The sequence below is a fragment of the Rhodopseudomonas palustris BisB18 genome, assembly GCF_000013745.1.
In the GTDB taxonomy this organism is placed as follows: Bacteria; Pseudomonadota; Alphaproteobacteria; order Rhizobiales; family Xanthobacteraceae; genus Rhodopseudomonas_A; species Rhodopseudomonas_A palustris_F.
This window is the reverse complement of record NC_007925.1, coordinates 1,723,776-1,746,780: the sequence shown is the minus strand read 5'-3', so window position 1 is coordinate 1,746,780 and position 23,005 is coordinate 1,723,776. Positions and strand designations below refer to the sequence as shown.

Below are 23,005 nucleotides of genomic sequence, written 5' to 3'. Positions count from 1 at the left end.
GCATGTCCACGGCCGCATCCAAGCGCAGCATCCGTAACGGTCCCGGCTCGCGGCGCGGCGCAAGCGCCGCGCCGCGTCCGGGACACGGCGCCAAAAGCGCGGCGCGGGGTCGTCCCTTCTCCCCGTGTGGGAAGAAGCTCGTAGGGCCACTTACCGCGCGCGCTTACGCCTTGCAGACCTCGAAGCTCGCCGAAAGTGACGCGGACGAATCGCCGCCGACGAACACATCGAACACCGAGTCGTCGTGCACAAAGGCGCGCGCGGAGGCGGTCCAGTAGCGGAGGTGCTCGGGGCCGAGCGTGAAGCGCAGCGTTCGGGTTTCGCCGGGCGCCAGCGTGACGCGTTGAAATCCTTTCAGCTCGCGCACCGGGCGGGCCGAGGCGCCGTAGCGCTGGTGGATGTAGAGCTGCGCGACCTCGTCGGCGACGCGGCGGCCGGTGTTGGTCAATTCGACGCTGACGCTCATGCGCTCGGCGGGGGTGATTTTTTGTCGGTCGATGTGCAGCTTCGCATAGCTGAACGACGAATAGCTGAGGCCGTAGCCGAACGCATACAGCGGCGTGTTCGGCTCGTTCCAGTAGCGCTGCTCGGCGCTGCTCGGCTGATGCGAGTTGAGCCGCGCATAGGGCAGCGGCAATTGCCCGATGTTGCGCGGCCAGTTGAACGGCAATTTGCCGCCCGGCGCGACGTCGCCGAACAACAGGCCGGCGACCGCGGCGCCGCCTTGCGAGCCGGGATACCAGATCGTCATCAAGGCCTGCGGCGCGCTGCCGCGCAGATCGAGCGGCCGCGCGCTCATCAGCAGCACCACGGTCGGCGTTGCGGTGGCGAGCACGGCGTCGAGCAGTTGCTGCTGCCGGCCGGGCAGATCCAGCGACGAGCGCGAGGCGTTCTCGCCGATCATGATCTGGGCTTCGCCGAGCACCACAATGGCCACATCGGCGCCGCGCGCGTAGTTGACCGCGCGCTCGATTTCGGCGTCGTCGTCGACCGCGATGCGCGGCGCCCGCGCGTGCTCCGGGCCCTCGAAGATCGAGGAGAACTGCCGCGCCGGAATGCTGACCCCCGGCGTGGTGTCGATGCGTACGGCGTCGCCGAGCCGGGCCCTGATGCCGGCCAGCACGGTCACCGTCTCGCTGTCGTCCTGCTGGAACACCCAGGGTCCGACGGTCTCCCGCGCGGCGTCGGCCAGCGGCCCGAGCACCGCAATGCGCCGCAAGGCGTGCGGATCGAGCGGCAACAACGCGCCTTCATTGCGCAACAGCACCGCGGAGCGCTCCGCCGCCTGCCGCGCCACGGCGCGATGCGCGGGATCGGCGAGCACCTCGCTGGCGCGCGCGACGTCGACATAGGGCTGTTCGAACAGCCCCAGCCGGATCTTGGCTTCGAGCACACGCCGCACCGCATCGTCCAACTGTGGCGTCGTGATGCGGCCCGCGGCGAGCGCGCCCGGCAGCGTCTTGAAGGCGGCCTCGCCAAACGGCGGCGCCATTTCCATGTCGACGCCCGCGCTGAGCGCCTTGACGCCGGCATCGGCCAGATCGCGGGCGACGCCGTGGGTCTGCAGGCTGGCCGCGGCGCCTGCGTCGGTGACGACGAAGCCGGCAAAGCCCCAGGCCTTTCGCAACACGTCGGTCAGCAGCCAATGGTTGCCGGTGGCAGGCACGCCGTTCAGCCCCATATAGGCGGTCATGATATTGCCGGCGCCGGCGTCGACCGCGGCCTTGAACGGCGGCAGATACACGTTCCACAATTCGTTGTCGGACAGGTTCACTTCGTCGTAGTCGCGGCCGCCGAGCGCCGCGCCATAGCCGGCGAAATGCTTAGGCCCGGCGATCACCCGATCGGGGCTGCCGAGATACGGGCCCTGAAAGCCGCGCACCTGCGCCGCCGCCATCGCCGCGCCGAGATACGGATCCTCGCCGGCGCCTTCGATCATCCGTCCCCAGCGCGGGTCGCGCGCGATATCGACCATCGGGGCGAACGCCCAATGCAGCCCGACCGCCCGCGCCTCCGCCGCGGCCACCGCCTGCGCCCGCTCGACCAGGTCCGGATCCCAGCTCGCCGCCATGGCGAGCGGCACCGGCAGGATGGTGCGAAAGCCGTGAATCAGGTCGTAGCCGAACAACAGCGGAATCCCCAGCCGGGTCTGTTCCACGGCGATGCGCTGCAGCCGATTGATTTCGACGGGGTCGGCGACGAACAGCAACGATCCGGCGCGGCCGGCGGCCACCTCCGTGGACACCCGCTTGGCTTCGTCCTGCGCGGTGAGGAAGTCGAAATACTGGGTGATCTGGCCGGCCTTCTCTTCCGGCGTCATCCGGGCGATCAGCGCCTCGGCGCGGGCGCGCACCACCGCGTCGCTGGGCGGCGCGGCCGACGGCGGGCTCGGTTGTGCGCTGGCTTGCGTTGCAGCGGTGGATCTTGCGGCTCTCGGTCCCGGTTGACTGGTCTTCATCAAACTGCCCCTGGCTGATTGCCGGGCGGGCCGGCAATCCGACTTCGACCTGCCGATGGCAGGCGGCGATGGCTGCCTGTTTAGGCCAGGCTCCGAACCAACAGAAGCCGCCTTTCGGCGGCACCGCCGCGAAACGGTGGCCTCCCCCGGCCCTTTCTGTTAAAGCGCGGCGCAATCCCCAAAACCTGTGCGAGTGCTCGATGATCCCCCGCTATACCCGTCCGGAAATGGCCTCCATTTGGGAGCCTTTGACCCGCTTCAAGATCTGGTTCGAGATCGAGGCCCACGCCGCCGACGCCCAGGCCGAAATCGGGGTGATCCCGAAATCGGCTGCTGAGGCGATCTGGGCCGGTGGCAAGGAGGCCGAGTTCGACGTGGCGCGGATCGACGAGATCGAGCGCGAGGTCAAGCACGACGTCATCGCGTTTCTGACCCATCTGGCCGAATTCGTCGGCCCTGAGTCGCGCTTCGTGCATCAGGGCATGACCTCGTCCGACGTGCTCGACACCTGCTTCAACGTGCAGCTGGTGCGCGCCGCGGATCTGTTGATCGCCGACCTCGACAAGGTGCTGGCGGCCTTGAAGAAGCGCGCCTTCGAACACAAGCTGACGCCGACCATCGGCCGCTCGCACGGCATCCACGCCGAGCCGGTGACCTTCGGGCTGAAGATGGCCTACGCCTATGCCGAATTCAGCCGCGCCCGCGCCCGCATGGTGACGGCGCGCGAAGAAGTCGCGACCTGCGCGATCTCCGGCTCGGTCGGCACCTTCGCGCATATCGATCCGCGGGTCGAAGAACACGTCGCCAAATCGATGGGGCTGAAGCTCGAGCCGATCTCGACGCAAGTGATCCCGCGTGACCGCGCCGCGATGTATTTCGCCACCCTCGCGGTGGTCGCCTCGTCGGTGGAGCGGCTGGCGATCGAGTTCCGCCATCTGCAGCGCACCGAAGTGCTGGAAGCCGAGGAGTATTTCTCCGAAGGGCAAAAAGGCTCGTCCTCGATGCCGCACAAGCGCAATCCGGTGCTGACCGAGAACCTCACCGGGCTTGCCCGCATGGTGCGCGCCTATGTGACGCCGGCGCTGGAAAACGTCGTGCTGTGGCACGAGCGCGATATCTCGCACTCCTCCGCCGAGCGGATGCTGGCGCCCGACGCCACCGTGACGCTGGATTTCATGCTCAACCGCTTGGCCGGGGTGATCGACAAGCTCTTGGTGTATCCGGAAAACATGCAGGGCAATCTCGATAAGCTCGGCGGGCTGATCCACTCGCAGCGGCTGTTGACCGCGCTCACGCAGAAGGGCTGCTCGCGCGAGGAGTCCTACAAGCTCGTGCAGCGCAACGCGATGCCGGTGTGGCGCGGCGAAGGCGATTTCCAGACGCTGTTGAAGAACGACGTCGACGTGAAGAAGTACATGTCGGACGCCGAGATCGCCGAACAGTTCGACCTCGGCTATCACTTCAAGCACGTCGACACCATCTTCCAGCGGGTGTTCGGGGAGAGCTGAGGCCCGACGCCGTATTGACATTGTGGATACGGGCGACCATCTTGCCGCCATGGCCAAAGACCGCCCGTCATCCTCGGAAAGTCCGGTCGCCGCGATCGTCACGGTCGCGGCGCGTTCCCCGGTCGATCCCAAGGGCACGATCAACCTGCGAATCGAGGCGCGGACCCGGCAATTGATCGACGATGCCGCCGCCGTCCTCGGCAAGACCCGCACCGAATTCATGATCGACAGCGCGCGGCGGCAGGCGATCGACGTGCTGCTCGACCAACGGCTGTTCGTGCTCGATGCCGCGCGTTACGACGCCTTCATCGACGCGCTCGACAATCCGCCTGCGCCGGGGCCGAAATTGCGGTCGCTGCTGCGCCGAGTGCCGGCATGGCAAAGCAAATAGAGCTTCAGCCGGACCACTCGCCGCCTGTCCCGCTCACCGCGCAGCATGACCGCTCGGCCTTCGATTGTGGCGTCGCAGCGCTGAACGAGTGGCTGTGGCACCGCGCCCTCAACAACCAAAGCCGGTTCTCGCGCACTTACGTCGTCTGCGGGGGCAAGCGCGTGGTCGGCTATTTCTGCATCTCGGCCGGGGCGATCGAACGCGCCAAAGCGCCCGGCAAGCTCCGCCGCAACGCCCCCGACAGCATCCCGGTCTCGGTGATCGGCCGTCTTGCGGTCAGCCGCGATCATGCGGGCCAAGGCCTCGGTGCCGATATGCTCGCGGACGCACTGCGCCGCATCGCTGTGGCTTCGCAGAGCATCGGCATCGCCGCGGTGCTTATTCACGCCAAAGACGAAGCTGCGAAACGCTTCTATCTGAAATGCGCCGAATTCATCGAATATCCAACAGACAGCCGAACCCTGTTTCTGCCGATCGAAACCGTGGTTGCGGCGTTGAAAGATGAGTAAGGGCGCCAACAAAACAAAGGGGGCGAGGTGGACGAGGACAGCAGCGTGACCCAGATGGCCGAGCCATTCGACCGCGGCGACGACACGCGGCCCGATCGCCCGATGAGCCATGTCGTCGCCGTCAGCTTTCGCCGCGGGCACCACTTCAGCAAAACGCCGGGGATGTCGATCCGGCTGCTCGCGGGGCTCGGCGTCGACGGCGACGGGCATTGCGGCGTTACCGTCAAGCACCGCTCGCGCGCGCGGAAAGACCCGACGCTGCCCAATCTGCGCCAGGTGCATCTGATCCACGCCGAACTGTTCGACGAGTTGGCGGCGAAAGGATTCCGCGTGCAGCCCGGCGATCTCGGCGAGAACGTCACCACGCAGGGCGTCGACCTGCTGGCGCTGCCGACCGGCACGCTGTTGCAGCTCGGCGACAGCGCCACCGTCGAACTGACCGGTCTGCGCAACCCCTGCGTGCAGATCGACGACTTCCAGAACGGCCTGGTGGCGGCGACGCTGGACCGCGACGCCGAGGGCCGGCTGATCCGCAAGGCCGGGGTGATGGCGATCGTGCGCATGGGCGGCGACGTCCGGCCGGGCGACAATATCCGGATCGAATGGCCGGCTGCCCCACATCGGCCATTGCTGCCGGTTTAAAGCTGTTTCGCGCGACTCGTTGGCCGCGTTCCGCGATGACAACCCGGCGGTAACCAAGTCTGGACTAGCCTCGCAGACCGACCAGACATCGCAGAATTCTCGGCAGAATCATCGAACAATGCCCGCTTCTCCCACCATTCTGGTGTTCGATTCCGGCCTCGGCGGCCTCACCGTGCTGCGCGAGATCGTCAAAGCCCGCCCCGACGCGGGCTATGTCTACGTCGCCGACGACGCGTTCTTTCCCTACGGCCAGCACGGCGAGGACGCGCTGATCGCCCGGGTGGTGCCGCTGATCGGCGAATTGATCGCCGCCCATCGCCCCGATCTGGTGGTGATCGCCTGCAACACCGCCTCGACGCTGGTGCTGTCGCACCTGCGCGCCGCCTACAAGGTGCCGTTCGTCGGCACCGTGCCGGCGATCAAGCCGGCCTGCGCCGCGTCCCGGACCAAACGGGTCTCGGTGCTCGGCACCAGCGGCACCGTGAAGCGCGAATACACCCGCGCGTTGATTCGCGACTTCGCGCAGGCCTGCAAGGTGACGCTGGTCGGCTCGGCGCATCTGGCCGCGCTGGCCGAGGCCGCCTTGGCCGGCGCCAGCGTCGGCGACGCGCAGATTCTGGCCGAGATCGCGCCCTGCTTCGTCGACGATGGCGGCGCGCGCACCGACGCCGTGGTGCTGGCCTGCACGCATTTTCCGCTGTTGCTCGATCGGCTGGTAGCGCTGGCGCCATGGCCGGTGGACTGGATCGATCCGGCGCCGGCGATCGCCCGGCGGGTCGCCAATCTGCTCGGCGGCGGCGTCGGCGGGGCTGCCGGCGCGCCGCGCGAGGCACGATTGATCTTCACCTCCGGCCGCCGGCATCCGGCGAGCGGTGCTCTACTGCCGTTCTTCGGCAGCCAGGTCGCTGCGGCGTAGCGTAGCTTCCGCTCCTGCGCCGGCGCTGTTAATCTCCCAGTCAGGGAGGAAACAATATGAAGCGAATTGTGTTGGGATTGCTCACGGTTGCGTTGGCCGGCGGGCTGGCCTTGGCTCAGCAAGCCGGGATCAAGCGCACGCCGCTGCAAAAAGTCGAGTTCCCCGAGGGCTATGTGACCATTACCGGCATCGCCGAAATCCCCCCTGGCGGCAGCGCCGGGCGACACACCCATCCCGGCGTCGAGACCGGCTACCTGCTCGAAGGCGAGACCGACATGCTGATCGACGGCCAACCGACCCAACACCTCAAAGCGGGGGATTCCTATGCGATCCCCGCCGGCGTGGTGCACGACGCCAAGGTGCATGGCGACAAATCCGCCAAGGTGATCGCCATCTACGTGGTCGACAAGACCAAGCCGCTCGCCTCGCCGGCGCCGTGATGCGGCCGTCGTAAAATGCGGGGAAAGTTCTGCAAAGTCTCGCTGCCGCGCCGGTTCGTGATCGATCTGATGCGGGCATCGCATCGGGTGCCGTTCATCACCATGAAGCGCAAGCTCGACGTCGGCCCGCTCGCCGCGGTGCGGGCGGCGGCGCTGGCGCGCCCGGGCTGGACCGCGATCTTCGCCAAGGCGTTCTGCCTGGTGGCGCGCGACGAGCCGATCCTGCGCACGCTCTTTATCAAATGGCCGTGGGCGCATTTCTACGAATTGCCGCAGAGCGTCGGCATGATCGCGGTGGCGCGCTGCCTCGACGGCGAACCATGCGTGCTGATGCAGAAGATCTCGGCCGCCGACGAGATCCCGCTGGCCGAGGTCGACGCGCAGATCCGTCACGCCCGCACCGCGCCGATCGCCGAGGTGCCGGCGTTCCGGCGGATGATGCGGCTGACCAGGCTGCCGTGGCCGCTGCGCCAACTGGCCTGGGCGTTCGGGCTCAACATGGGCCGGCAGCACGCCAATTACGCCGGCAGCTACGGCATCACCTCGGTCGCGGCGTTCGGCCCGGGCGAGCTCTATGCGCTCAGCCCCGGACCGTTCCTGCTCAGCTACGGCCAACTCGAGCCCGACCACAGCATCGAGGTGATCATCCGCTGGGATCACCGCGTCACTGACGCCGCGATGATCGTCAAGCTGTTCGACGGGCTGGAAGCCGCGCTGAACGGCGCCATCACCGCCGAACTGCGGGCCGGCCGAGCGTTGGCCCCGACTGCGGTTCGCGCCGTCGCGAAATGAGGGCGCGCGGGGGTCGCCAATACATCTAGGTGGGGTTCGGATTCTGGAAGCACTGGATCACTCCAATGACCAATAGCGACCTTTACCTGCTTTCGCTGCCGGTGATCGCAACCGTCTGCGTGTTGATCTTGGCTGTACTGATCCGTTACCGCCCTGGCATCGCAAGCCGGCCAAACCGGCGCCCGCGCGGGGGATTTCCGCCGAACAGCAAGCGCTGATCCGGCGCCTCAACGAGGTGTTCGATCGCGTCGAGGATGAGTCAAAATCTCGCGCCTCCCGGCCGGTCGAGCCGCAACGCGACGACGGCGTCAAAATCGATCGCTGACGGCTGCCGCGGCGGCCATCCGGACCGAACCGCAAAGCCGCTCCGCGAATTGACACCCGCCCCCAGAATGCCTAGAACACCGCTGCAACGCGGGCCGGTTTCGGCCCGCGTTGCGTTTCGCGACCCGTGGTCCTCCCCTTAGGCTTTAAGGACGGACCTGTCGGCTCCGGGCCCGTCCCGGCGCATAGGAGGGCGCGTTTCCTCATCCACATCAGACGTTCAGAGGACGCGATGACAAAGCGCAGTGAAGCGAAGTATAAAATCGACCGCCGGATGGGCCAGAATATCTGGGGCCGTCCGAAGAGCCCGGTCAACCGCCGCGAATACGGCCCCGGCCAGCACGGCCAGCGCCGCAAGGGCAAGCTCTCCGACTTCGGCGTGCAGCTGCGCGCCAAGCAGAAGCTGAAGGGCTATTACGCCAACATTTCCGAGCGCCAGTTCCACTCGATCTACGTCGAGGCGACGAGGCTCAAGGGCGACTCCGGCGAGAACCTGATCGGCCTGTTGGAGCGCCGGCTCGACACCGTGGTGTATCGCGCCAAGTTCGTCTCCACGATGTTCGCCGCCCGCCAGTTCATCAACCACGGCCACGTCAAGGTGAACGGCAAGCGCGTCAACATCGCGAGCTACAAGGTCAAGGTCGGCGACCTCGTCGAGGTCAAGGAATCCTCCAAGCAGCTCACCTTCGTGCTGGAAGCCAACCAACTCGCCGAGCGCGACGTGCCGGACTTCATCGAAGTCGATCACGGCAAGATGACCGCGAAGTTCATCCGCATCCCGCATCTGTCGGACGTGCCGTTCGCGGTGCAGATGGAGCCGCATCTGATCGTCGAATTCTATTCGCGCTAAGCGCGTCAGCATCGCTTGACGTCAAGGCCCCGGTTTCGCCGGGGCCTTTTTCTTTGCGATGTTTTTTCTTTGCGATATTTTACCAATGAACGATCGGCTTCACGAAAGCTTGTTCCAAATCGGTTGTTACTTGGTCATTTCGCTTGTGCCGAGCGACCGCGGTCTTATCTTTTGGACATGCGGCTGGCTCGGGCGCAACGGATGGCTGTCACTGCTAGGGGGATGATCAATCTGCCCTGCCGTGCGTGGGACAGGAACTGATCATGGCTTACGCCCCGGTGTTGAACGAGCCCGGCTTGCCGCCGATCCGCATCAACTTGTTGTCCGATACCCAGACAAGGCCCAGTGCGGCGATGCGCCAGGCGATGGCCGCAGCCGAGGTCGGCGACGAACAGATCGGCGACGATCCGACCGTCAACGCGTTGTGCGAGCGCGTCGCCGCGCTGCTCGGCAAGCAGGCGGCGGTGTTCATGCCGTCCGGCACGATGTGCAATGTCGCCGCGACCTTGGTGCATTGCCGCCCCGGCGACGAGATCCTGGCCCACGAGACCGCGCACATCGTGGCGCTGGAGGGCGGCGCTCATGCCGCGCTGGGCGGCGTGCAGGTCAAGACGCTGCACGGCGACCACGGCCAATTCGCCCCCGACCGGCTGCGCGAGGCGCTGCGGCCGGCGACCCGCAATCAACCGCGGCAGACCATGGTCAGCGTCGAGCAAACCTCCAATCTGGGCGGCGGCGCGATCTGGAAGCAATCCGCGCTCGAGAGCATCGTCGAGATCGCGCAGGCCAACGGCCTGGTCACCCACATGGACGGCGCCCGGCTGTTGAATGCCTGCGTCGCCACCGGGCTCAGCGCCCGCGCGATGGCCGAAGGCTGGGATTCGGTCTGGCTGGATTTCACCAAGGGGCTCGGCGCGCCGCTCGGCGCGGTGATGGCCGGCTCGCGCGACTTCATCGACGAGGTGTGGCGCTGGAAGCAGCGGCTCGGCGGCGCGTTGCGCCAGGCCGGGATCTGCGCCGCCGCCTGCCACTACGCGCTCGACCACAACGTCGCAAGGCTCGCCGAGGACCACGCCCATGCCCGCGCGCTGGCGAACGGGCTTTCGAGGATTCCCGGCATCGCCGTGCAGCTTCCGGACACCAACCTGGTGTTCTTCGAGAGCAGCGGCACCGGATTGGCAAGCGAAGCGCTGGTGGCGGCATTGCGGCGGCGCGGCGTGCTGATGTGCGTGATGGCCGGACGGATCCGCGCCTGCACCCATCTCGACGTCTCAGCGGCGATGATCGAGGAGACGCTGGCGGCGATCGGCGACATTCTGCAGGTGGCCGCGGCGGCGCCCCGGCTCAGTTCTCCAGCGCCTCGTAGATCAGTTTCTTGACCTCGGTCTGGATCCGCTGCCGCTCGGAAAAGGTCTGCTGCAGCAGCACGAAGAACATGTCCTGCTTTAAGTCGATGACGAAGTAGCAGCCCGACGCGCCGTCCCATTTCAGTTCGCCGAGCGAGCCCGGCGGCGGCGGCTTGGCTTGGCCTGGGTCGGTGCGCACGCCGAGGCCGAGACCGTAGCCGTAGCCGTCGCCGGGGAAGTAGTAGTAATCGCGCGCCACCCCGGAGCCCGGGCCGATGTGGTCGGTGGTCATCAGCCGAAAATTTTCCGGACTGAGATAGCGGCGGCCGTCGAGCACGCCGCCGTTCAACAGCATCTGCGCGAACCGCGCGAAATCTTTGAGCGTCGTCACCATGCCGCCGCCGCCAGATTCCCATTTCATGTAGATGTCGGCGGTGTTCTCGAACGTGTCGCTCGGCACCGGGCGGGCCTGCAACTTCAATCGTTCCGGCTCGGTGACGAAGAAGCTGGTGCCGGTCATCCGCAGCGGATCCAGCAGCGCCTGCTTCTCGAACTGGTACAGCGACTGCCCGGACACCACCTCGATGACGCGGCCGAGGATGTCGGTGGAATGGCCGTAGTCCCACAGCGTGCCGGGCTGCTCCGCCAGCGGCAACCTGGCGACGCGCGCGGCAAACGTCGCATTGTCGATGTCGCCGTCATAGATGTCGGAGTTGCCCCAGGTCTTGCGGATCAAACTGTCGCCGTAGAAGCCGTAAGTCAGCCCCGAAGTATGCACCAGCAGATCCTTGATGGTGATCGGACGGGCCAGCGGCACCAGCTCCAGCGACTTGCCGGCCTCGCTGGTCTTCTCGACGCCGACCTGCATCGTCGCGAACGCCGGAATGTATTTGGCGACCGGGTCGTCGAGCCGGAGCTTGCCCTGATCGATCAGCAGCATCGCGGCGAAGCTGGTGATCGGCTTGGTCATCGAATGCAGATGAAAGATGGTGTCGTCGGTCATCGGCTGCTTGGTCGCGAGATCGCGGACGCCGAAGAACTGCGAATACACCGGCTTGCCGTGCTGCTGGATCAACAGGATCGCGCCGGGAACTTTGCCGCCAGCGATTTCCTTGGCGAAGAAATCGCCGATCCGCTGCAACTTCGCGGCCGAAAAATGCGCGCCCGCCGGCTTGTCGAAGCCGCCGTCGGCCGCGCCCGCGACCGTCGTCAGCAGGGTGAGCCCGACACCGCCGGCCCACGACAGCAACGCCTGCCGAACTTTCCTAGCACCTGATTTTCGATTCACGCAGCTGCTCGTAGCGGGCGACTCATTCGACAGACATCCGGGCACCCGCCAGCTCCGCCTCGTGCAGCCGTGCGCTGATCTCCGAAAAGCAGCAATAGACCACCCGGCGCAGCACCGGCGCCGTTGCCAGCGCGTCGATCGTGGCGGCGATGGCGATGACGGCGGCGCGGTCCGGCGGAAAGCCGTAGATGCCGGTGGAGATCGCCGGAAACGCGATCGACGTCAACCCATGGCTCTGACACAGCGCCACCGCGCGGCGGTAGCACGAGGCCAGCGCCTGATCTTCGCCCTGCGCGCCGCCGCGCCACACCGGCCCCACCGCGTGGATAACGTGCCGCGCCGGCAGACGGTAACCCTGGGTGATCTTGGCGTCGCCGGTGTCGCAGCCGTTGAGGGCGCGACATTCGGCGAGCAATTGCGGGCCGGCGGCGCGATGGATCGCGCCATCGACCCCGCCGCCGCCCTGCAGCGAGGCGTTCGCCGCATTGACGATGGCGTCGAGGCGGAGCGTGGTGATGTCCGCGACGACGACCTCAACGAGGACCGGGCCGAGCTGCCGGATCAGGCGGAGGCCGCCACGGTGATGCCCTTGTCGGCCAAGAGCTGCTGCAATTCGCCGGCCTGGAACATTTCGCGCACGATATCGCAGCCGCCGACGAATTCGCCCTTCACGTAGAGCTGAGGAATGGTCGGCCAGTTCGAATAGGTCTTGATGCCGTCGCGCAGATCGGCGGATTCCAGCACGTTCAAGCCCTTGTAGCCGACGCCGACGTGATCGAGGATCTGCACCACCTGGCCGGAGAACCCGCATTGCGGGAACTGCGGCGTGCCCTTCATGAACAGCACGACGTCGTTGGACTTCACTTCGCTCTCGATGAATTGCTCAATGCTCATAATCGGGTCCTTTTGCGGCACCGGCCGACGGCGCGTCAAACCTTAAATAGGTTATCCGAAACCATTGGCCACCCCAAGTAAAATGCCGGGGAGGCGAATTCGCGCACCGCTGCGGCCGCAGAGCGGTCCGGCCGGGCGGACGGTTTTCGCCGGACGCCACCCTGTCCTCGGCCGCTTTTGCTTCCTATCTCCGGAGTCGGATCACGCCGCGGAACCCATCCCGCGGAGCAGCGTTTTCCCCGAAACCGGAGATTTGCGTGACGAAACCAGCATCCGCCGCGGCAGCCTTGGCCGCCCCTTGCCCGTCATCACGTTCCCCATCCGAGTCCGGCGAACTGTCGCAGCAGCTGTTGCAAGCCTACCGCACGGTCCGCGAGGAAACCGAGCGCCGCGCCGCGCCGCTGTCGCCCGAGGACCAGGTGGTGCAGTCGATGCCGGACGCCAGCCCGGCCAAATGGCACCGCGCCCATACCACCTGGTTCTTCGAGCAGTTCCTGCTCGGCCAGCATTGCCCGGGCTATGCGCCGTTTCATCCCGACTACGCCTATCTGTTCAATTCCTATTACGTCAGCGCCGGCCCGCGCCACGCCCGCAACCAGCGCGGCTTGCTGACCCGTCCGGGTGCGGCCGAGGTCGCCGCCTATCGTGCCCATGTCGACGCCGCGATCGCAGAGTTTTTCGGCAGCGCCGACCAGGCGACGCTGAGCGAGCTCGCGCCATTGCTCGAGGTCGGGCTGAACCACGAACAGCAGCACCAGGAATTGCTGCTGACCGACATCCTGCACGCCTTCGCGCAGAACCCGATCCCGCCGGCCTATCAGCCCGGCTGGCGCTTCCCCGACGCGCAGCGCGGCGACGACTGGGTGAGCCTCAACGAGGGCATTCATCCGATCGGCCACGCCGGCGAGGCGTTTCATTTCGACAACGAGACCCCGCAGCACCGCGCCCTGGTCGGGCCGGTGAAGATTTCGCGCAACCTCGTGACCAACGCCGAGTGGCTGGAGTTCATCGCCGCCGGCGGCTACCGGACGCCGACGTTGTGGCTGATGGACGGCTTCGCCGCGGTCGAGCGCGACGGCTGGGAGGCCCCCGGGCATTGGCGCAAGGTCGACGGCTCCTGGCACATCATGACGCTCGGCGGCTTGCAGCCGGTCGATCCCGACGCGCCGGTGTGCCACGTCAGCTACTACGAGGCCGATGCGTTTGCGCGCTGGCGCGGCCAACATCTGCCGACCGAGATGGAGTGGGAGGTCGCGGCGCGCGCCGGCGCGTTGAACGACGCGTTCGGTCTGGTTTGGCAATGGACCCGCAGCGCCTACGCGCCCTACCCGGGCTATCGCGCGGTCGAAGGCGCGCTCGGCGAATACAACGGCAAGTTCATGGTCAATCAGCTGGTGCTGCGCGGCTCGTCGCTGGCCACGCCTGAGGGCCACAGCCGCATCAGCTATCGCAACTTCTTCTATCCGCATCATCGCTGGCAATTCACCGGCCTGCGTCTGGCCAACTACGGCGGCTGATCACTATTCAACCGCGCAGCAAGCGCGACCGGGAGTTCGCTATGAATGTACATGCCGCCGCGCTGAATCCAGCGCAACGGTTCGACGAGCCGGCCTCGGCCTTCGCGCAGGATGCGATCGAGGGGCTGTCGAGCCATCCGAAACGGCTGTCGCCGAAATATTTCTACGACGCCGAAGGCTCGGCGCTGTTCGAACAGATCACCGGCCTGCCGGAGTATTACCCGACCCGCACCGAACTCGGCATTCTGCGGGATCGCGCGACCGAGATCGGCGCGATGATTCCGCAAGGGGCCGCGCTGGTCGAATTCGGCGCCGGCTCGACCGCCAAGGTGCGCACGCTGCTGCCCGACTGTGCGCTCGGCGCCTATGTGCCGGTGGATATTTCCGGCGACTTCCTCAACGCGCAGGCCGCCGCGCTACGGCAGGATTTTCCCGAACTCGCGGTCTATCCGGTGACCGCGGATTTCACCGCGCCGTTCGCGCTGCCGCATACGGTGCGCGAATTGCCCAAGGTCGGGTTCTTCCCCGGCTCGACGATCGGCAATTTCGAGCCGTTTGAGGCCTGCGGGTTCCTGCGCAGCGCCCGCGCCATCCTCGGCGCCGAGGCAACGCTGCTGATCGGCGTCGACCTGGAGAAGGACGACCGGGTGCTGAGCGCGGCCTATAACGACGCCGCCGGCGTCACCGCCAAGTTCAATCTCAACGTGCTGGCGCGGATCAACCGCGAACTCGACGGCGACTTCGAGCTGTCGGCGTTCGTGCACCGCGCGATCTACAACCGCGAGCGCCACCGCATCGAGATGCATCTGATCAGCCGCACGGCGCAGACCGCGCATCTGCTCGGCCACAGCATCACGTTCCGCGCCGGCGAAACCATCCACACCGAGAGCAGCTACAAATACAGCGTCGAGCGCTTCAACGCGCTGGCGCGCGGCGCGGGCTGGACGCCGCGGGCGTTGTGGACCGACGCCGACGGCATGTTCTCGGTGCATGCGCTGGCGGCGGCGGAGTAGAGCTCCTTCGGCGCCGCGCATCGGACCTTCCAGTTGGACGCGCCTGATCAAAAAAGACCGTCATTCCGGGGCGCGAGGGCGCAAGCCCGAGCGAACCCGGAATCTCGCAACGCGCGAGCCCACGCCCACCTCGCAGCAAGATTCCGGGTTCGCTCGCAGCTGACGCTGCTCGCGCCCCGGAATGACGACTTGGTTGTGGTGATGCGCATCGACCAATCGGGCGATAACGCGGCACGCCGTCTATCTGTTCGGCCGACGCACCGCGCCGCCCCCGGCTCGCAATGACGATTGTTGTTACTTCAATGCTCTCATTCGGCGGCGCTGCTCAGGCGAGTCCCGCGGCGGCGCTGGTTCTGCTTCTGCCGCGCGCCTCGGTGGCGCATTTTTCGACGTGGACCTCGCGGTTGATCACCTGCAGGTTGGGCAGCCCCCAATAGCCGAGCAGCTCGGGCCACGGCGTGTCGCGGTGCCGGCGCCAGACCTCGAACAGCGGCACAAGGTGATCGACCTCGGCGGCGCGCAGCAGCCGGCGGTTGCTCTGCCGGCAGCGCCGGCCCTGCAGGCGGCGCAGCAGCAGGGTCTGGCCGCTCGGAGCATTCCAGAACTGCCAGGCCACCACGCAGGCAGAGTGCCAATTGGCGTTGCGGTTGACGCCGCGATCCCACAGATCGACGTGCCAGCCGAAGCGATACACCGGCTGGCCGCAGACGCAGCAGAACCCGGCGCCCTTGCCGTGCGCCGCTTCGCGATACGGCGCCGGCGGCGCCCGGAAGCTGGCCGGTCGCCCTTCGGCCCGATCGTCGCCGAGCTGCCAGCGCCAGCCGTCGGGGGCGCCGCTGCGCGCCGCCAACGCCCGGGCCAGCCGATCGGCACGCAGCGGATGGTCGCGCCAATAGCCGTCGATCGCCAGCCGCGGCGTCGGCGGCACGAAGCGGCAGGCCAAGGCGCGCGCCAGCACCGCGGCGGGAAACACCGCCGGCAGCGACTTGCTCAGCCGCGCCAGCGCCCGCCGATTGGCTTCCGCCTTGTCTTGCTGCCATGTCGACAAAATCGGCCCCTCGAACCCGCGCGGCACGGTGCATCGGCGCCGTTAAGCCTTGGTTAAGCCACTACTCGATCGGCGAGCGGTCGCCGACGCCGAGCGAGATCGCCTCCCAGGCGCCGACCACCAGGAGGATCGCCGTGGCGGCGGCGGCCAGCAGCAGCGGCGACAGCAATCCGCCGAACGGCGTCAGCAACACCAGCGCGGCGATGCCGGCGAGATGCGACAACTGCCAGCGGCCGTGCACGCTCTGCTTGAACAGCAGCACGCCGAACAGGAACAACAGCGGCCCGCCGATCATCCCGAACGTCGCCTTGACGTCGCCATGGCCGTCGGGATGCGCCAGCAGCAATTCGTCGCCGACCGCGGTCACCACGATGCCCGCCACGATCGGCAGATGCAGATAGGTGTAGGCCAGCCGCGCCAGCCGCCCCGGATCGCTGGAATGCGAGATCCGCTCGGCGCCGACATGGACGCCGATGTGGAAATAGATCCACCACATTGCGATCGAGCCGAGCAGCGCCACCGCGAACGAACTCATCGTGGTCACGGTCCAGTCGATCTCGGCGAAAGTGGTGCCGGTGACGACGATCGATTCGCCGAGCGCGATGATGATGAACAGCGCGCAGCGCTCCGCCATGTGGCCGCCCTCGACGCTCCAGTCGGTGGTCGAGGAGGCGCCGAGCCGCGGCACCCAGAACCGCGCCACCGGCCCGACATATTCGATCAGCAACGCGGTCAGCCACAGCCCGAGTTGCGCTGCGCCGTGCAAGAGGCCGCCTGCGATCCACAGCGCGCCGCTGGCGCTCAGCCACAGCAGGATGCGCAGGAAGCTGGTCTTCAGCTTGGCTTGCGAGGCCGGCACCGAATAGGTGAAAAACGCGGTGCGGCCGACCTGCATCGCCGCGAACGCCAGCCCGAAGGCGAGCCCGCGGCTCTCGAACGCTTTGGGAATCGAGGTCGACAGCAACAGCCCGAGCGCCATCAGCGCGAACAGCATCAGCCGCACCGCGGTCTGTTCCGGATCCAGCCAGTTGGTGATCCAGGAGGTGTAGACCCACACCCACCACACCGCGAGCATCAGGATCGCGCTCTGCAGCAGGCCCTGCACGGTGAAATGCGCCAGCAGAAAATGCGAGATCTGGGTGATGGCGAACACGAACACCAGGTCGAAGAACAATTCGACATAGGTGACGCGATTGTGTGCGTCGGGTTTGCGGTTGCGCAGCAGCGTCGGCCCGCGGCCCGCCGCGTGCGACTCCGGGATGATCGGATCGTCCAGCGTCAGCTGTCCGGCACGCCGGTCTGCAACGCCAAGGCGTGCAGCACGCCGCCCATCTGGCCTTGCAACGATTGATAGACGATCTGGTGCTGCTGCACCCGGGACTTGCCGCGGAAGGATTCGGAGATCACCGTCGCCGCATAATGATCGCGGTCGCCAGCGAGATCGCGGATCGTCACCTCCGCATCGGGAATGGCGGCCTTGATCATCGATTCAATGTCCCGTGCGTCCATCGGCATCCGACGTTCTCCCAAGCCTTCGAAAGCACCTTCGAATCGCGGCTCGCCGCGACCGCCCGAGCCTAGCCGGCACCGCGCGCGGCGTCATCCCGAACCTATAACGATCCTATATTGCCAGCGTAGCCCTTTCAAAGCCCGCCCGCATCGCCCATCTGATCGGAACCGCTGAATTTGAGGGATGCCCATGAAGATTCCCGGTCCAGACCACCCGATCACCGTCCTGCCGACCCCGAAACGGGTCCGCGTCTCCGCGGCCGGCGTGGTGATCGCCGAAACCTCCCGCGCGTTGACGCTGAAGGAGGCGAGCTATCCCGCCGTGCATTACATCCCGCGGCAGGACGCCAAGCAGGAATTCTTGGAACGCAGCAATCGCTCCACCCACTGTCCCTACAAGGGCGACGCCAGCTATTTCAGCATCAAGGCCGGCGATACCACGCTCGAGAACGCGGTGTGGAGCTATGAGGAGCCGTTTCCGGCGATGCGCGAGATCAAGGACTATCTGGCGTTCTATCCCGACAAGGTCACGATCGAGCAACTCGACGCGGGGTAGTCTGCGCACCGGATGCCCGCGGCCGGCCGGCGCTGGGGAACCATCACTTTGAACGGCAGGAGAACCCCGGCGTGACGCTGGTTTCGGATCGGATCGAACACGCCGTCGCCCCGGCCGCGATGGCGTCGTCGCGCAATCTGTCGCTGGACCGCACCCGCAGCTTTCTCACCATCCTGGTGCTGATCCACCATGCGGTGATCCCCTACACCTATTACGGCCACACCGACCCAAAATCCTTTGCCGGGTTCGACGCCATCGTGCTGGCCACCGACAGCTTCTTCATGGCGCTGTTCTTTCTGCTGTCGGGGCTGTTTCTGTGGCCGAGCGTCGCGCACCGTGCGCCGGGGGTGTTCGCCCGCGACCGGCTGATCCGGCTCGGCCTGCCCTTCGTGTTTGCCGCCTTGACCATCATCCCGATCGCCTACTACGCGATCGCGCTGCGCCAGTCGCCGGGGCTCGGCTTTGCCGAATTCTGGCTCAAGACCGTCACGGTCGGGCCGTGGCCGAGCGGCCCGTTGTGGTTTCTCTGGGTGCTGCTGATCTACAGCATCGTCGGCGGCTTGCTGTATCGGCTGGCGCCGCAGGCGCTCGATCCGATCAACCGGCTGTCGGTACGCGCGTTCCGCCAGCCGGTGGTGCTGTTCGCGGTGTTCGTGGCGGTCGCCGCGGTGGTCTATGTGCCGGTGCGGGTTCTGCTCGGCCCGAACCATTGGCTGGAATTCGGACCGTTCTCGGTGCAGACCTCGCGCATCCTGCTGTACGCGGCGTATTTCTTTCTCGGCGCCGGGATCGGCGCGGCCAATATCAAGACCGGCCTGCTCAGCCCGGAGGGCGAATTGCCCAACGGCTGGGCGCGCTGGGCGATCACCGCGCTGGTGCCGTATTGCGCGTTGTGGGGGCTGATCTATATCAAGCGCGAGATCCTCGGCAATCCGGACATGCTGCCGGACTGGTACGAGGCGAGCTACGCGATCGCCTTCGTGGTGTTCAGCGCGGCGATCAGCTTCGCCATCCTGGCGTTCTTCCTGCGCTTCAAGACCGCCGGCCGTAGCCTGCTCGATGCCTTGCAGCACGACGCCTACGGCATCTTCCTGGTGCACTACGCCTACATGCTGTGGCTGCAATATTGGCTGTACGGCTACGACCTGCCGGCGATCGCCAAGGCGGGGATCGTGTTCGTGCTGGGGCTAGCTTTGAGCTGGATCACCACCGCTTTGCTGCGGCGGATTCCCGGCGTCGCGCTGGTGTTGTGAGCGGGCGCCCCAACACGCGCTGAGTCATGCTGAGCGCACCACCACGCACGGCGTCATCCTGAGGCGCCCGAGCGCAGCGAGGGCCTCGAAGGATGGGCCGCGGGCACGTCGTTCGATCCGCTGTGCTTGCGGCGTCATCCTTCGAGGCCCGGCTTCGCGCCTTGCGCTACGCCGGGCACCTCAGGATGACGGCTCAATGCTTCGTCGTTACGCCTTGCCGCCCATGTAGTTCGGCAGCCAGGCCTCGTGCGCGTGCTCCAGCGCCTTGATGTCGATGGCGCGTTCGCCGGCGATCGACAGCGTATGGCCGGCGGTCTTGCCGATCTGCAGGCAGGGTACGCCGACCGCCTTCAGCTTGGTCAGCACGCCGAGCAGTTCGTCGGCCGGCACGGTGACGAGGTAGCGCGCCTGGTCCTCGCCGAACCACCAGGCATGCGGCACGATGGCTTCCGGACCGGCGTCGAGCGCGGCGCCAATGTGACCGGCGATCGCCATCTCGGCCAGCGCGATCAGCAACCCGCCGTCGGACAGGTCATGCACCGCGGTGGCGGTGCCGGAATGGATCATGCCGCGCACCACGGTGCCGTTGCGCTTCTCGGCGTCGAGATTGACCGGCGGCGGCGCGCCTTCTTCGCGGCCGCAGATGTCGCGCAAATACACCGATTGGCCGAGCCAGCCGCGGGTCTCGCCGATCAACAGGATCGCCTCGCCCGCGGCCTTGAACGCCAGCGTCGCCGACTTGGTGAAATCGTCCAGCAGGCCGACGCCACCGATCGACGGGGTCGGCAGGATGCCACGGCCGTTGGTCTCGTTGTAGAGCGAGACGTTGCCGGACACGATCGGCGCCTCCAGCGCGACGCAGGCTTCCGCAATGCCCTTCAGGCAGCCGACCAGTTGGCCCATGATCTCGGGGCGCTCAGGATTGCCGAAATTCAGGTTGTCGGTGATGGCGAGCGGCTTGCCGCCGACCGCGGTGATGTTGCGATAGGCTTCGGCGACCGCCTGCTTGCCGCCCTCATAAGGATCGGCCTCGCAATAGCGCGGCGTGACGTCGACGGTCAGCGCCAGGCCCTTGGGGCCGTCCTTGATGCGGACCACCGCGGCGTCGCCGCCGGGGCGCTGCACGGTGTTGCCGCCGATGACGTGGTCGTATTGCTCCCAGACCCAGCGCCGCGAGCACAATTCCGGGGAGCCGATCAGCTTCTCCAGCGCCTCGACCACGCCGATCGGCGGCTTGATGTCGCGGGCATGGATGATCGGCAGCTTCGGGGTCTCGACATGCGGGCGATCGTACAGCGGCGCCTCGTCGCCCAATTCCTTGATCGGCAGGTCGGCCTTGACCTCGCCGCCGTGCTTGACCACGAAACGCAGCGTCGGCGTGGTGTGGCCGACGATGGCGAAATCGAGCCCCCACTTCTTGAAGATCGCCTCGGCCTCGCGTTCCTTCTCCGGCTTCAAGACCATGAGCATGCGCTCCTGGCTCTCCGACAGCATCATCTCATAGGCGGTCATGCCGGGCTCGCGGGTCGGCACCTTATCGAGATCGAGATCGACGCCGAGATTGCCCTTGGCGCCCATCTCGACCGCCGAACTGGTGAGCCCGGCCGCGCCCATATCCTGGATCGCGATCACGCAATCCGCCGCCATGATTTCCAGGCAGGCTTCCAGCAACAGCTTCTCGGCGAACGGGTCGCCGACCTGCACGGTCGGGCGCTTCTCGGCGGAATCGTCGTCGAACACCGCCGACGCCATCGAGGCGCCGTGGATGCCGTCGCGGCCGGTCTTGGAGCCGAGATAGACGATCGGCATGCCGACGCCCGACGCCGCAGCCAGGAAGATCTTGTCGGCGTCGGCGAGCCCGACCGCCATGGCGTTGACCAGAATGTTGCCGTCATAGCGGGTGTCGAAGCGGACCTGGCCGCCGACGGTGGGAACGCCGAAGGAATTGCCGTAGCCGCCGACCCCGGCGACCACGCCCGACACCAGATGCCGGGTCTTCGGATGCTCCGGCGCGCCGAAGGACAGCGCGTTGAGGCAGGCGATCGGCCGCGCCCCCATGGTGAACACGTCGCGCAAAATGCCGCCGACCCCGGTGGCCGCGCCCTGATACGGCTCGATGAAGCTCGGGTGGTTGTGGCTTTCCATCTTGAACACGATGGCCTCATTGTCGCCGATGTCGATCACGCCGGCGTTCTCGCCCGGGCCCTGCAGCACCCACGGCGCCTTGGTCGGCAGCCCCTTGAGATGCAGCCGCGAGGATTTGTACGAGCAGTGCTCGTTCCACATCGCCGAGAAGATGCCGAGTTCGGTGAGGCTCGGCTCGCGGCCGATCAATTTGAGGATGCGCTGATATTCGTCCGGCTTCAGCCCATGGCTGGCGACGAGTTCGGGGGTGATCGGCGTGGGCTTGGACGACATCGCGGCGGATTTCCTGAAACGGTCAATCGGCCTCCCCCGCGGGGAAGGAGAAGGCCCGTTCTTAGAAAGATTGCGACAGCGGGGAAAGCGGTTTTATGGCGCATTTCCGGGTTTCCCGCGGGCGCCGCCGGCCGGCAATTGCATTCAAGCCGGCGATCGGTTTTATGGATCGAACGTTCCCAGCAGAAGGACCGGACCGTGACCGACACCGCCACCCTCCCGCCGCTGGGTCGCCCCGACCTCACCATCGCCACCGACGGCGAATTCGCCGGCTGGCGGACCTGGACCCGCGACACCTTCGAATCCAACAACGGCCCGTTCTGGCACCGTTTCGAGGACGACGGCAAAGTCCGTTGCGCGTTCCGGGTCGAACCGAAGCACCTCAACGGGCTGCGCGGCGTGCACGGCGGCTGCTTCATGACCTTTGCCGATTATGCGCTGTTCGCGATCGCCGCGCATGAATTGCAGGGCCCCGCGGTGACGGTGGCGTTCGGCTGCGAATTCCTCGACGCCGCCTATGAGGGCGAATTGGTCGAAGCCACCGGCGAAGTCACCCGCGCCGGCAAATCGCTGATTTTCGTCCGCGGCATCATCAGAAGCGCCGGGCGGCCGCTGTTCACGTTTTCCGGGACGATCAAGCGGGTGAAGCGCAAGGTGCCGCCGAGCGAGGTCGGCGACGGGCATTGAGCCGATCGATCCGTGCAGCACGAGCGAACCCGCAACCGTCAGTTATAAAAATCTGGACGCTCAGCGCGGCGTACAGGTTCTGGATTCACTCCGAGCTCGCTGCTCGTAACCCGCAATGACGGCTTCGCTCCCGGTCGGTAAGGGCAATGCAGTGCAGCCGTCGTGGCTAGGTGTGCTGAGCGCCGGTCCTATAAGCGTTGAGCTTGTCGTGAAGGACCTCTGCTTTCGCTTTGACCAGGGCGAGGTCACAGGCAAGCAATTTCGCTAAAGGCGTTTCGTTGCTTGGTAACGGAGAGCCGAGATTACAAATGACGAACTCCATCGCGGTCACACTGTCTTGAAATCTCTTGTGCAGCACCGGCTCGTGGTGCGCGAGGCGATTGCGTGCTTGGTAGATGTGCTCCAACTGCGCAGCAACATGCGCGCGTTTTGTCAGTTTGTTCGGAAAAGTCCGTTTGAGGGATGTTCGCCAAAGTGATTGCTCGTAGTCGCCGCTATAGAGGCGTTTCCAGAAGTAGAATGTGGTTTCAGCGATAATTTTTCCCTCAGAGACGACAATCTGTTTCCGGCGTTCCTTGGCACGTTTGATGTGAGATGTGTTCGGTGGGCGACCACCAGGGAAGGCCAATGCTTCCAAGGCAGTTCG

General features: G+C 66.3%; 24 protein-coding genes. 15 read left to right on the top strand and 9 right to left on the bottom strand.

What is annotated here, in order from left to right; translation table 11 throughout:
- Positions 1-163: 163 nt before the first annotated feature.
- Complete coding sequence (gene bglX, locus RPC_RS08085; RefSeq protein WP_011472077.1) at positions 164-2,458, bottom strand: beta-glucosidase BglX; 2,295 nt, start codon at positions 2,456-2,458, stop codon at positions 164-166.
- A 200-nt stretch (positions 2,459-2,658) separates the two neighbouring features.
- On the opposite strand from bglX, the gene purB reads away from it, so the two are divergent.
- From purB to RPC_RS08040, 10 genes are all read left to right on the top strand, one after another.
- Complete coding sequence (gene purB / locus RPC_RS08080) at positions 2,659-3,966, top strand: adenylosuccinate lyase (RefSeq protein WP_011472076.1); 1,308 nt, start codon at positions 2,659-2,661, stop codon at positions 3,964-3,966.
- A gap of 49 nt (positions 3,967-4,015) precedes the next feature.
- On the top strand, positions 4,016-4,357 hold the full coding sequence (locus tag RPC_RS08075; protein ID WP_011472075.1) for a DUF1778 domain-containing protein: 342 nt from the start codon (positions 4,016-4,018) through the stop codon (positions 4,355-4,357).
- Positions 4,342-4,866, top strand: coding sequence for a GNAT family N-acetyltransferase (locus RPC_RS08070; protein ID WP_011472074.1), 525 nt, complete (start codon positions 4,342-4,344; stop codon positions 4,864-4,866). Before RPC_RS08075 ends, RPC_RS08070 begins: the two co-directional genes overlap by 16 nt.
- Positions 4,867-4,968: 102 nt before the next feature.
- Entirely contained in the window at positions 4,969-5,508 is a 540-nt protein-coding gene (locus RPC_RS08065) for an MOSC domain-containing protein (RefSeq protein ID WP_041802583.1), read from the top strand.
- Positions 5,509-5,626: 118 nt separating this feature from the next.
- A complete protein-coding gene (gene murI / locus RPC_RS08060; RefSeq protein ID WP_011472072.1) occupies positions 5,627-6,424 on the top strand; it encodes a glutamate racemase in 798 nt (265 codons plus the stop codon).
- Between the two features lie 56 nt (positions 6,425-6,480).
- Complete coding sequence (locus tag RPC_RS08055; protein ID WP_011472071.1) at positions 6,481-6,864, top strand: cupin domain-containing protein; 384 nt, start codon at positions 6,481-6,483, stop codon at positions 6,862-6,864.
- 15 nt (positions 6,865-6,879) lie between these two features.
- Positions 6,880-7,656, top strand: a complete 777-nt coding sequence (locus RPC_RS08050; RefSeq protein ID WP_011472070.1) for a hypothetical protein — start codon at positions 6,880-6,882, stop codon at positions 7,654-7,656.
- Between the two features lie 65 nt (positions 7,657-7,721).
- Entirely contained in the window at positions 7,722-7,874 is a 153-nt protein-coding gene (locus RPC_RS26070; RefSeq protein ID WP_157043158.1) for a hypothetical protein, read from the top strand.
- A 338-nt stretch (positions 7,875-8,212) separates the two neighbouring features.
- Positions 8,213-8,830 carry a 30S ribosomal protein S4 gene (rpsD, locus tag RPC_RS08045; RefSeq protein ID WP_011472069.1) on the top strand — a complete coding sequence of 206 codons (618 nt, stop codon included), beginning with the start codon at positions 8,213-8,215 and terminating at the stop codon, positions 8,828-8,830.
- Positions 8,831-9,093: 263 nt separating this feature from the next.
- A complete protein-coding gene (locus RPC_RS08040; protein WP_011472068.1) occupies positions 9,094-10,209 on the top strand; it encodes a threonine aldolase family protein in 1,116 nt (371 codons plus the stop codon).
- Here the strand turns inward: RPC_RS08040 and RPC_RS08035 are convergent.
- Genes RPC_RS08035 through grxD form a run of 3 tightly spaced genes read right to left on the bottom strand, consistent with a single transcriptional unit; the run spans position 10,175 to position 12,358 of the window.
- Entirely contained in the window at positions 10,175-11,464 is a 1,290-nt protein-coding gene (locus RPC_RS08035; RefSeq protein ID WP_415914810.1) for a serine hydrolase domain-containing protein, read from the bottom strand. The genes RPC_RS08040 and RPC_RS08035 overlap by 35 nt on opposite strands.
- 22 nt (positions 11,465-11,486) lie before the next feature.
- Complete coding sequence (locus tag RPC_RS08030) at positions 11,487-12,029, bottom strand: O-acetyl-ADP-ribose deacetylase (RefSeq protein ID WP_011472066.1); 543 nt, start codon at positions 12,027-12,029, stop codon at positions 11,487-11,489.
- Positions 12,026-12,358 (bottom strand): Grx4 family monothiol glutaredoxin, encoded by a 333-nt coding sequence (gene grxD, locus RPC_RS08025; protein ID WP_041801553.1) that lies wholly within the window; start codon positions 12,356-12,358, stop codon positions 12,026-12,028. Before grxD ends, RPC_RS08030 begins: the two co-directional genes overlap by 4 nt.
- Before the next feature lie 257 nt (positions 12,359-12,615).
- On the opposite strand from grxD, the gene egtB reads away from it, so the two are divergent.
- Together egtB and egtD are read left to right on the top strand one after the other, a co-directional pair.
- Positions 12,616-13,875 carry an ergothioneine biosynthesis protein EgtB gene (egtB, locus tag RPC_RS08020; protein ID WP_011472064.1) on the top strand — a complete coding sequence of 420 codons (1,260 nt, stop codon included), beginning with the start codon at positions 12,616-12,618 and terminating at the stop codon, positions 13,873-13,875.
- A 41-nt stretch (positions 13,876-13,916) separates the two neighbouring features.
- Positions 13,917-14,888 (top strand): L-histidine N(alpha)-methyltransferase, encoded by a 972-nt coding sequence (gene egtD / locus RPC_RS08015; protein WP_011472063.1) that lies wholly within the window; start codon positions 13,917-13,919, stop codon positions 14,886-14,888.
- 325 nt (positions 14,889-15,213) lie between these two features.
- Here egtD and RPC_RS08010 read toward each other — a convergent pair whose 3' ends face one another.
- From RPC_RS08010 to RPC_RS08000, 3 genes are all read right to left on the bottom strand, one after another.
- A complete protein-coding gene (locus RPC_RS08010) occupies positions 15,214-15,936 on the bottom strand; it encodes a hypothetical protein (RefSeq protein ID WP_011472062.1) in 723 nt (240 codons plus the stop codon).
- Positions 15,937-15,997: 61 nt separating this feature from the next.
- Complete coding sequence (locus RPC_RS08005) at positions 15,998-17,110, bottom strand: low temperature requirement protein A (RefSeq protein ID WP_011472061.1); 1,113 nt, start codon at positions 17,108-17,110, stop codon at positions 15,998-16,000.
- A gap of 104 nt (positions 17,111-17,214) precedes the next feature.
- Positions 17,215-17,451 carry a BolA/IbaG family iron-sulfur metabolism protein gene (locus tag RPC_RS08000; RefSeq protein WP_011472060.1) on the bottom strand — a complete coding sequence of 79 codons (237 nt, stop codon included), beginning with the start codon at positions 17,449-17,451 and terminating at the stop codon, positions 17,215-17,217.
- 184 nt (positions 17,452-17,635) lie between these two features.
- On the opposite strand from RPC_RS08000, the gene RPC_RS07995 reads away from it, so the two are divergent.
- Positions 17,636-18,001 carry a DUF427 domain-containing protein gene (locus RPC_RS07995; protein WP_011472059.1) on the top strand — a complete coding sequence of 122 codons (366 nt, stop codon included), beginning with the start codon at positions 17,636-17,638 and terminating at the stop codon, positions 17,999-18,001.
- A gap of 71 nt (positions 18,002-18,072) precedes the next feature.
- Positions 18,073-19,254: an acyltransferase family protein gene (locus RPC_RS07990; RefSeq protein ID WP_011472058.1), complete on the top strand. Its 1,182-nt coding sequence runs from the start codon at positions 18,073-18,075 to the stop codon at positions 19,252-19,254.
- A gap of 207 nt (positions 19,255-19,461) precedes the next feature.
- On the opposite strand, the gene purL is transcribed toward RPC_RS07990, so the two are convergent.
- A complete protein-coding gene (purL, locus tag RPC_RS07985; protein WP_011472057.1) occupies positions 19,462-21,672 on the bottom strand; it encodes a phosphoribosylformylglycinamidine synthase subunit PurL in 2,211 nt (736 codons plus the stop codon).
- A 198-nt stretch (positions 21,673-21,870) separates the two neighbouring features.
- On the opposite strand from purL, the gene RPC_RS07980 reads away from it, so the two are divergent.
- The gene (locus RPC_RS07980; protein ID WP_011472056.1) at positions 21,871-22,359 is read left to right on the top strand and encodes a PaaI family thioesterase; all 489 of its coding nucleotides are present in this window, start codon (positions 21,871-21,873) and stop codon (positions 22,357-22,359) included.
- A 166-nt stretch (positions 22,360-22,525) separates the two neighbouring features.
- Here RPC_RS07980 and RPC_RS26065 read toward each other — a convergent pair whose 3' ends face one another.
- Positions 22,526-22,996, bottom strand: coding sequence for a hypothetical protein (locus tag RPC_RS26065; protein WP_157043157.1), 471 nt, complete (start codon positions 22,994-22,996; stop codon positions 22,526-22,528).
- Between the last annotated feature and the right edge of the window lie 9 nt (positions 22,997-23,005).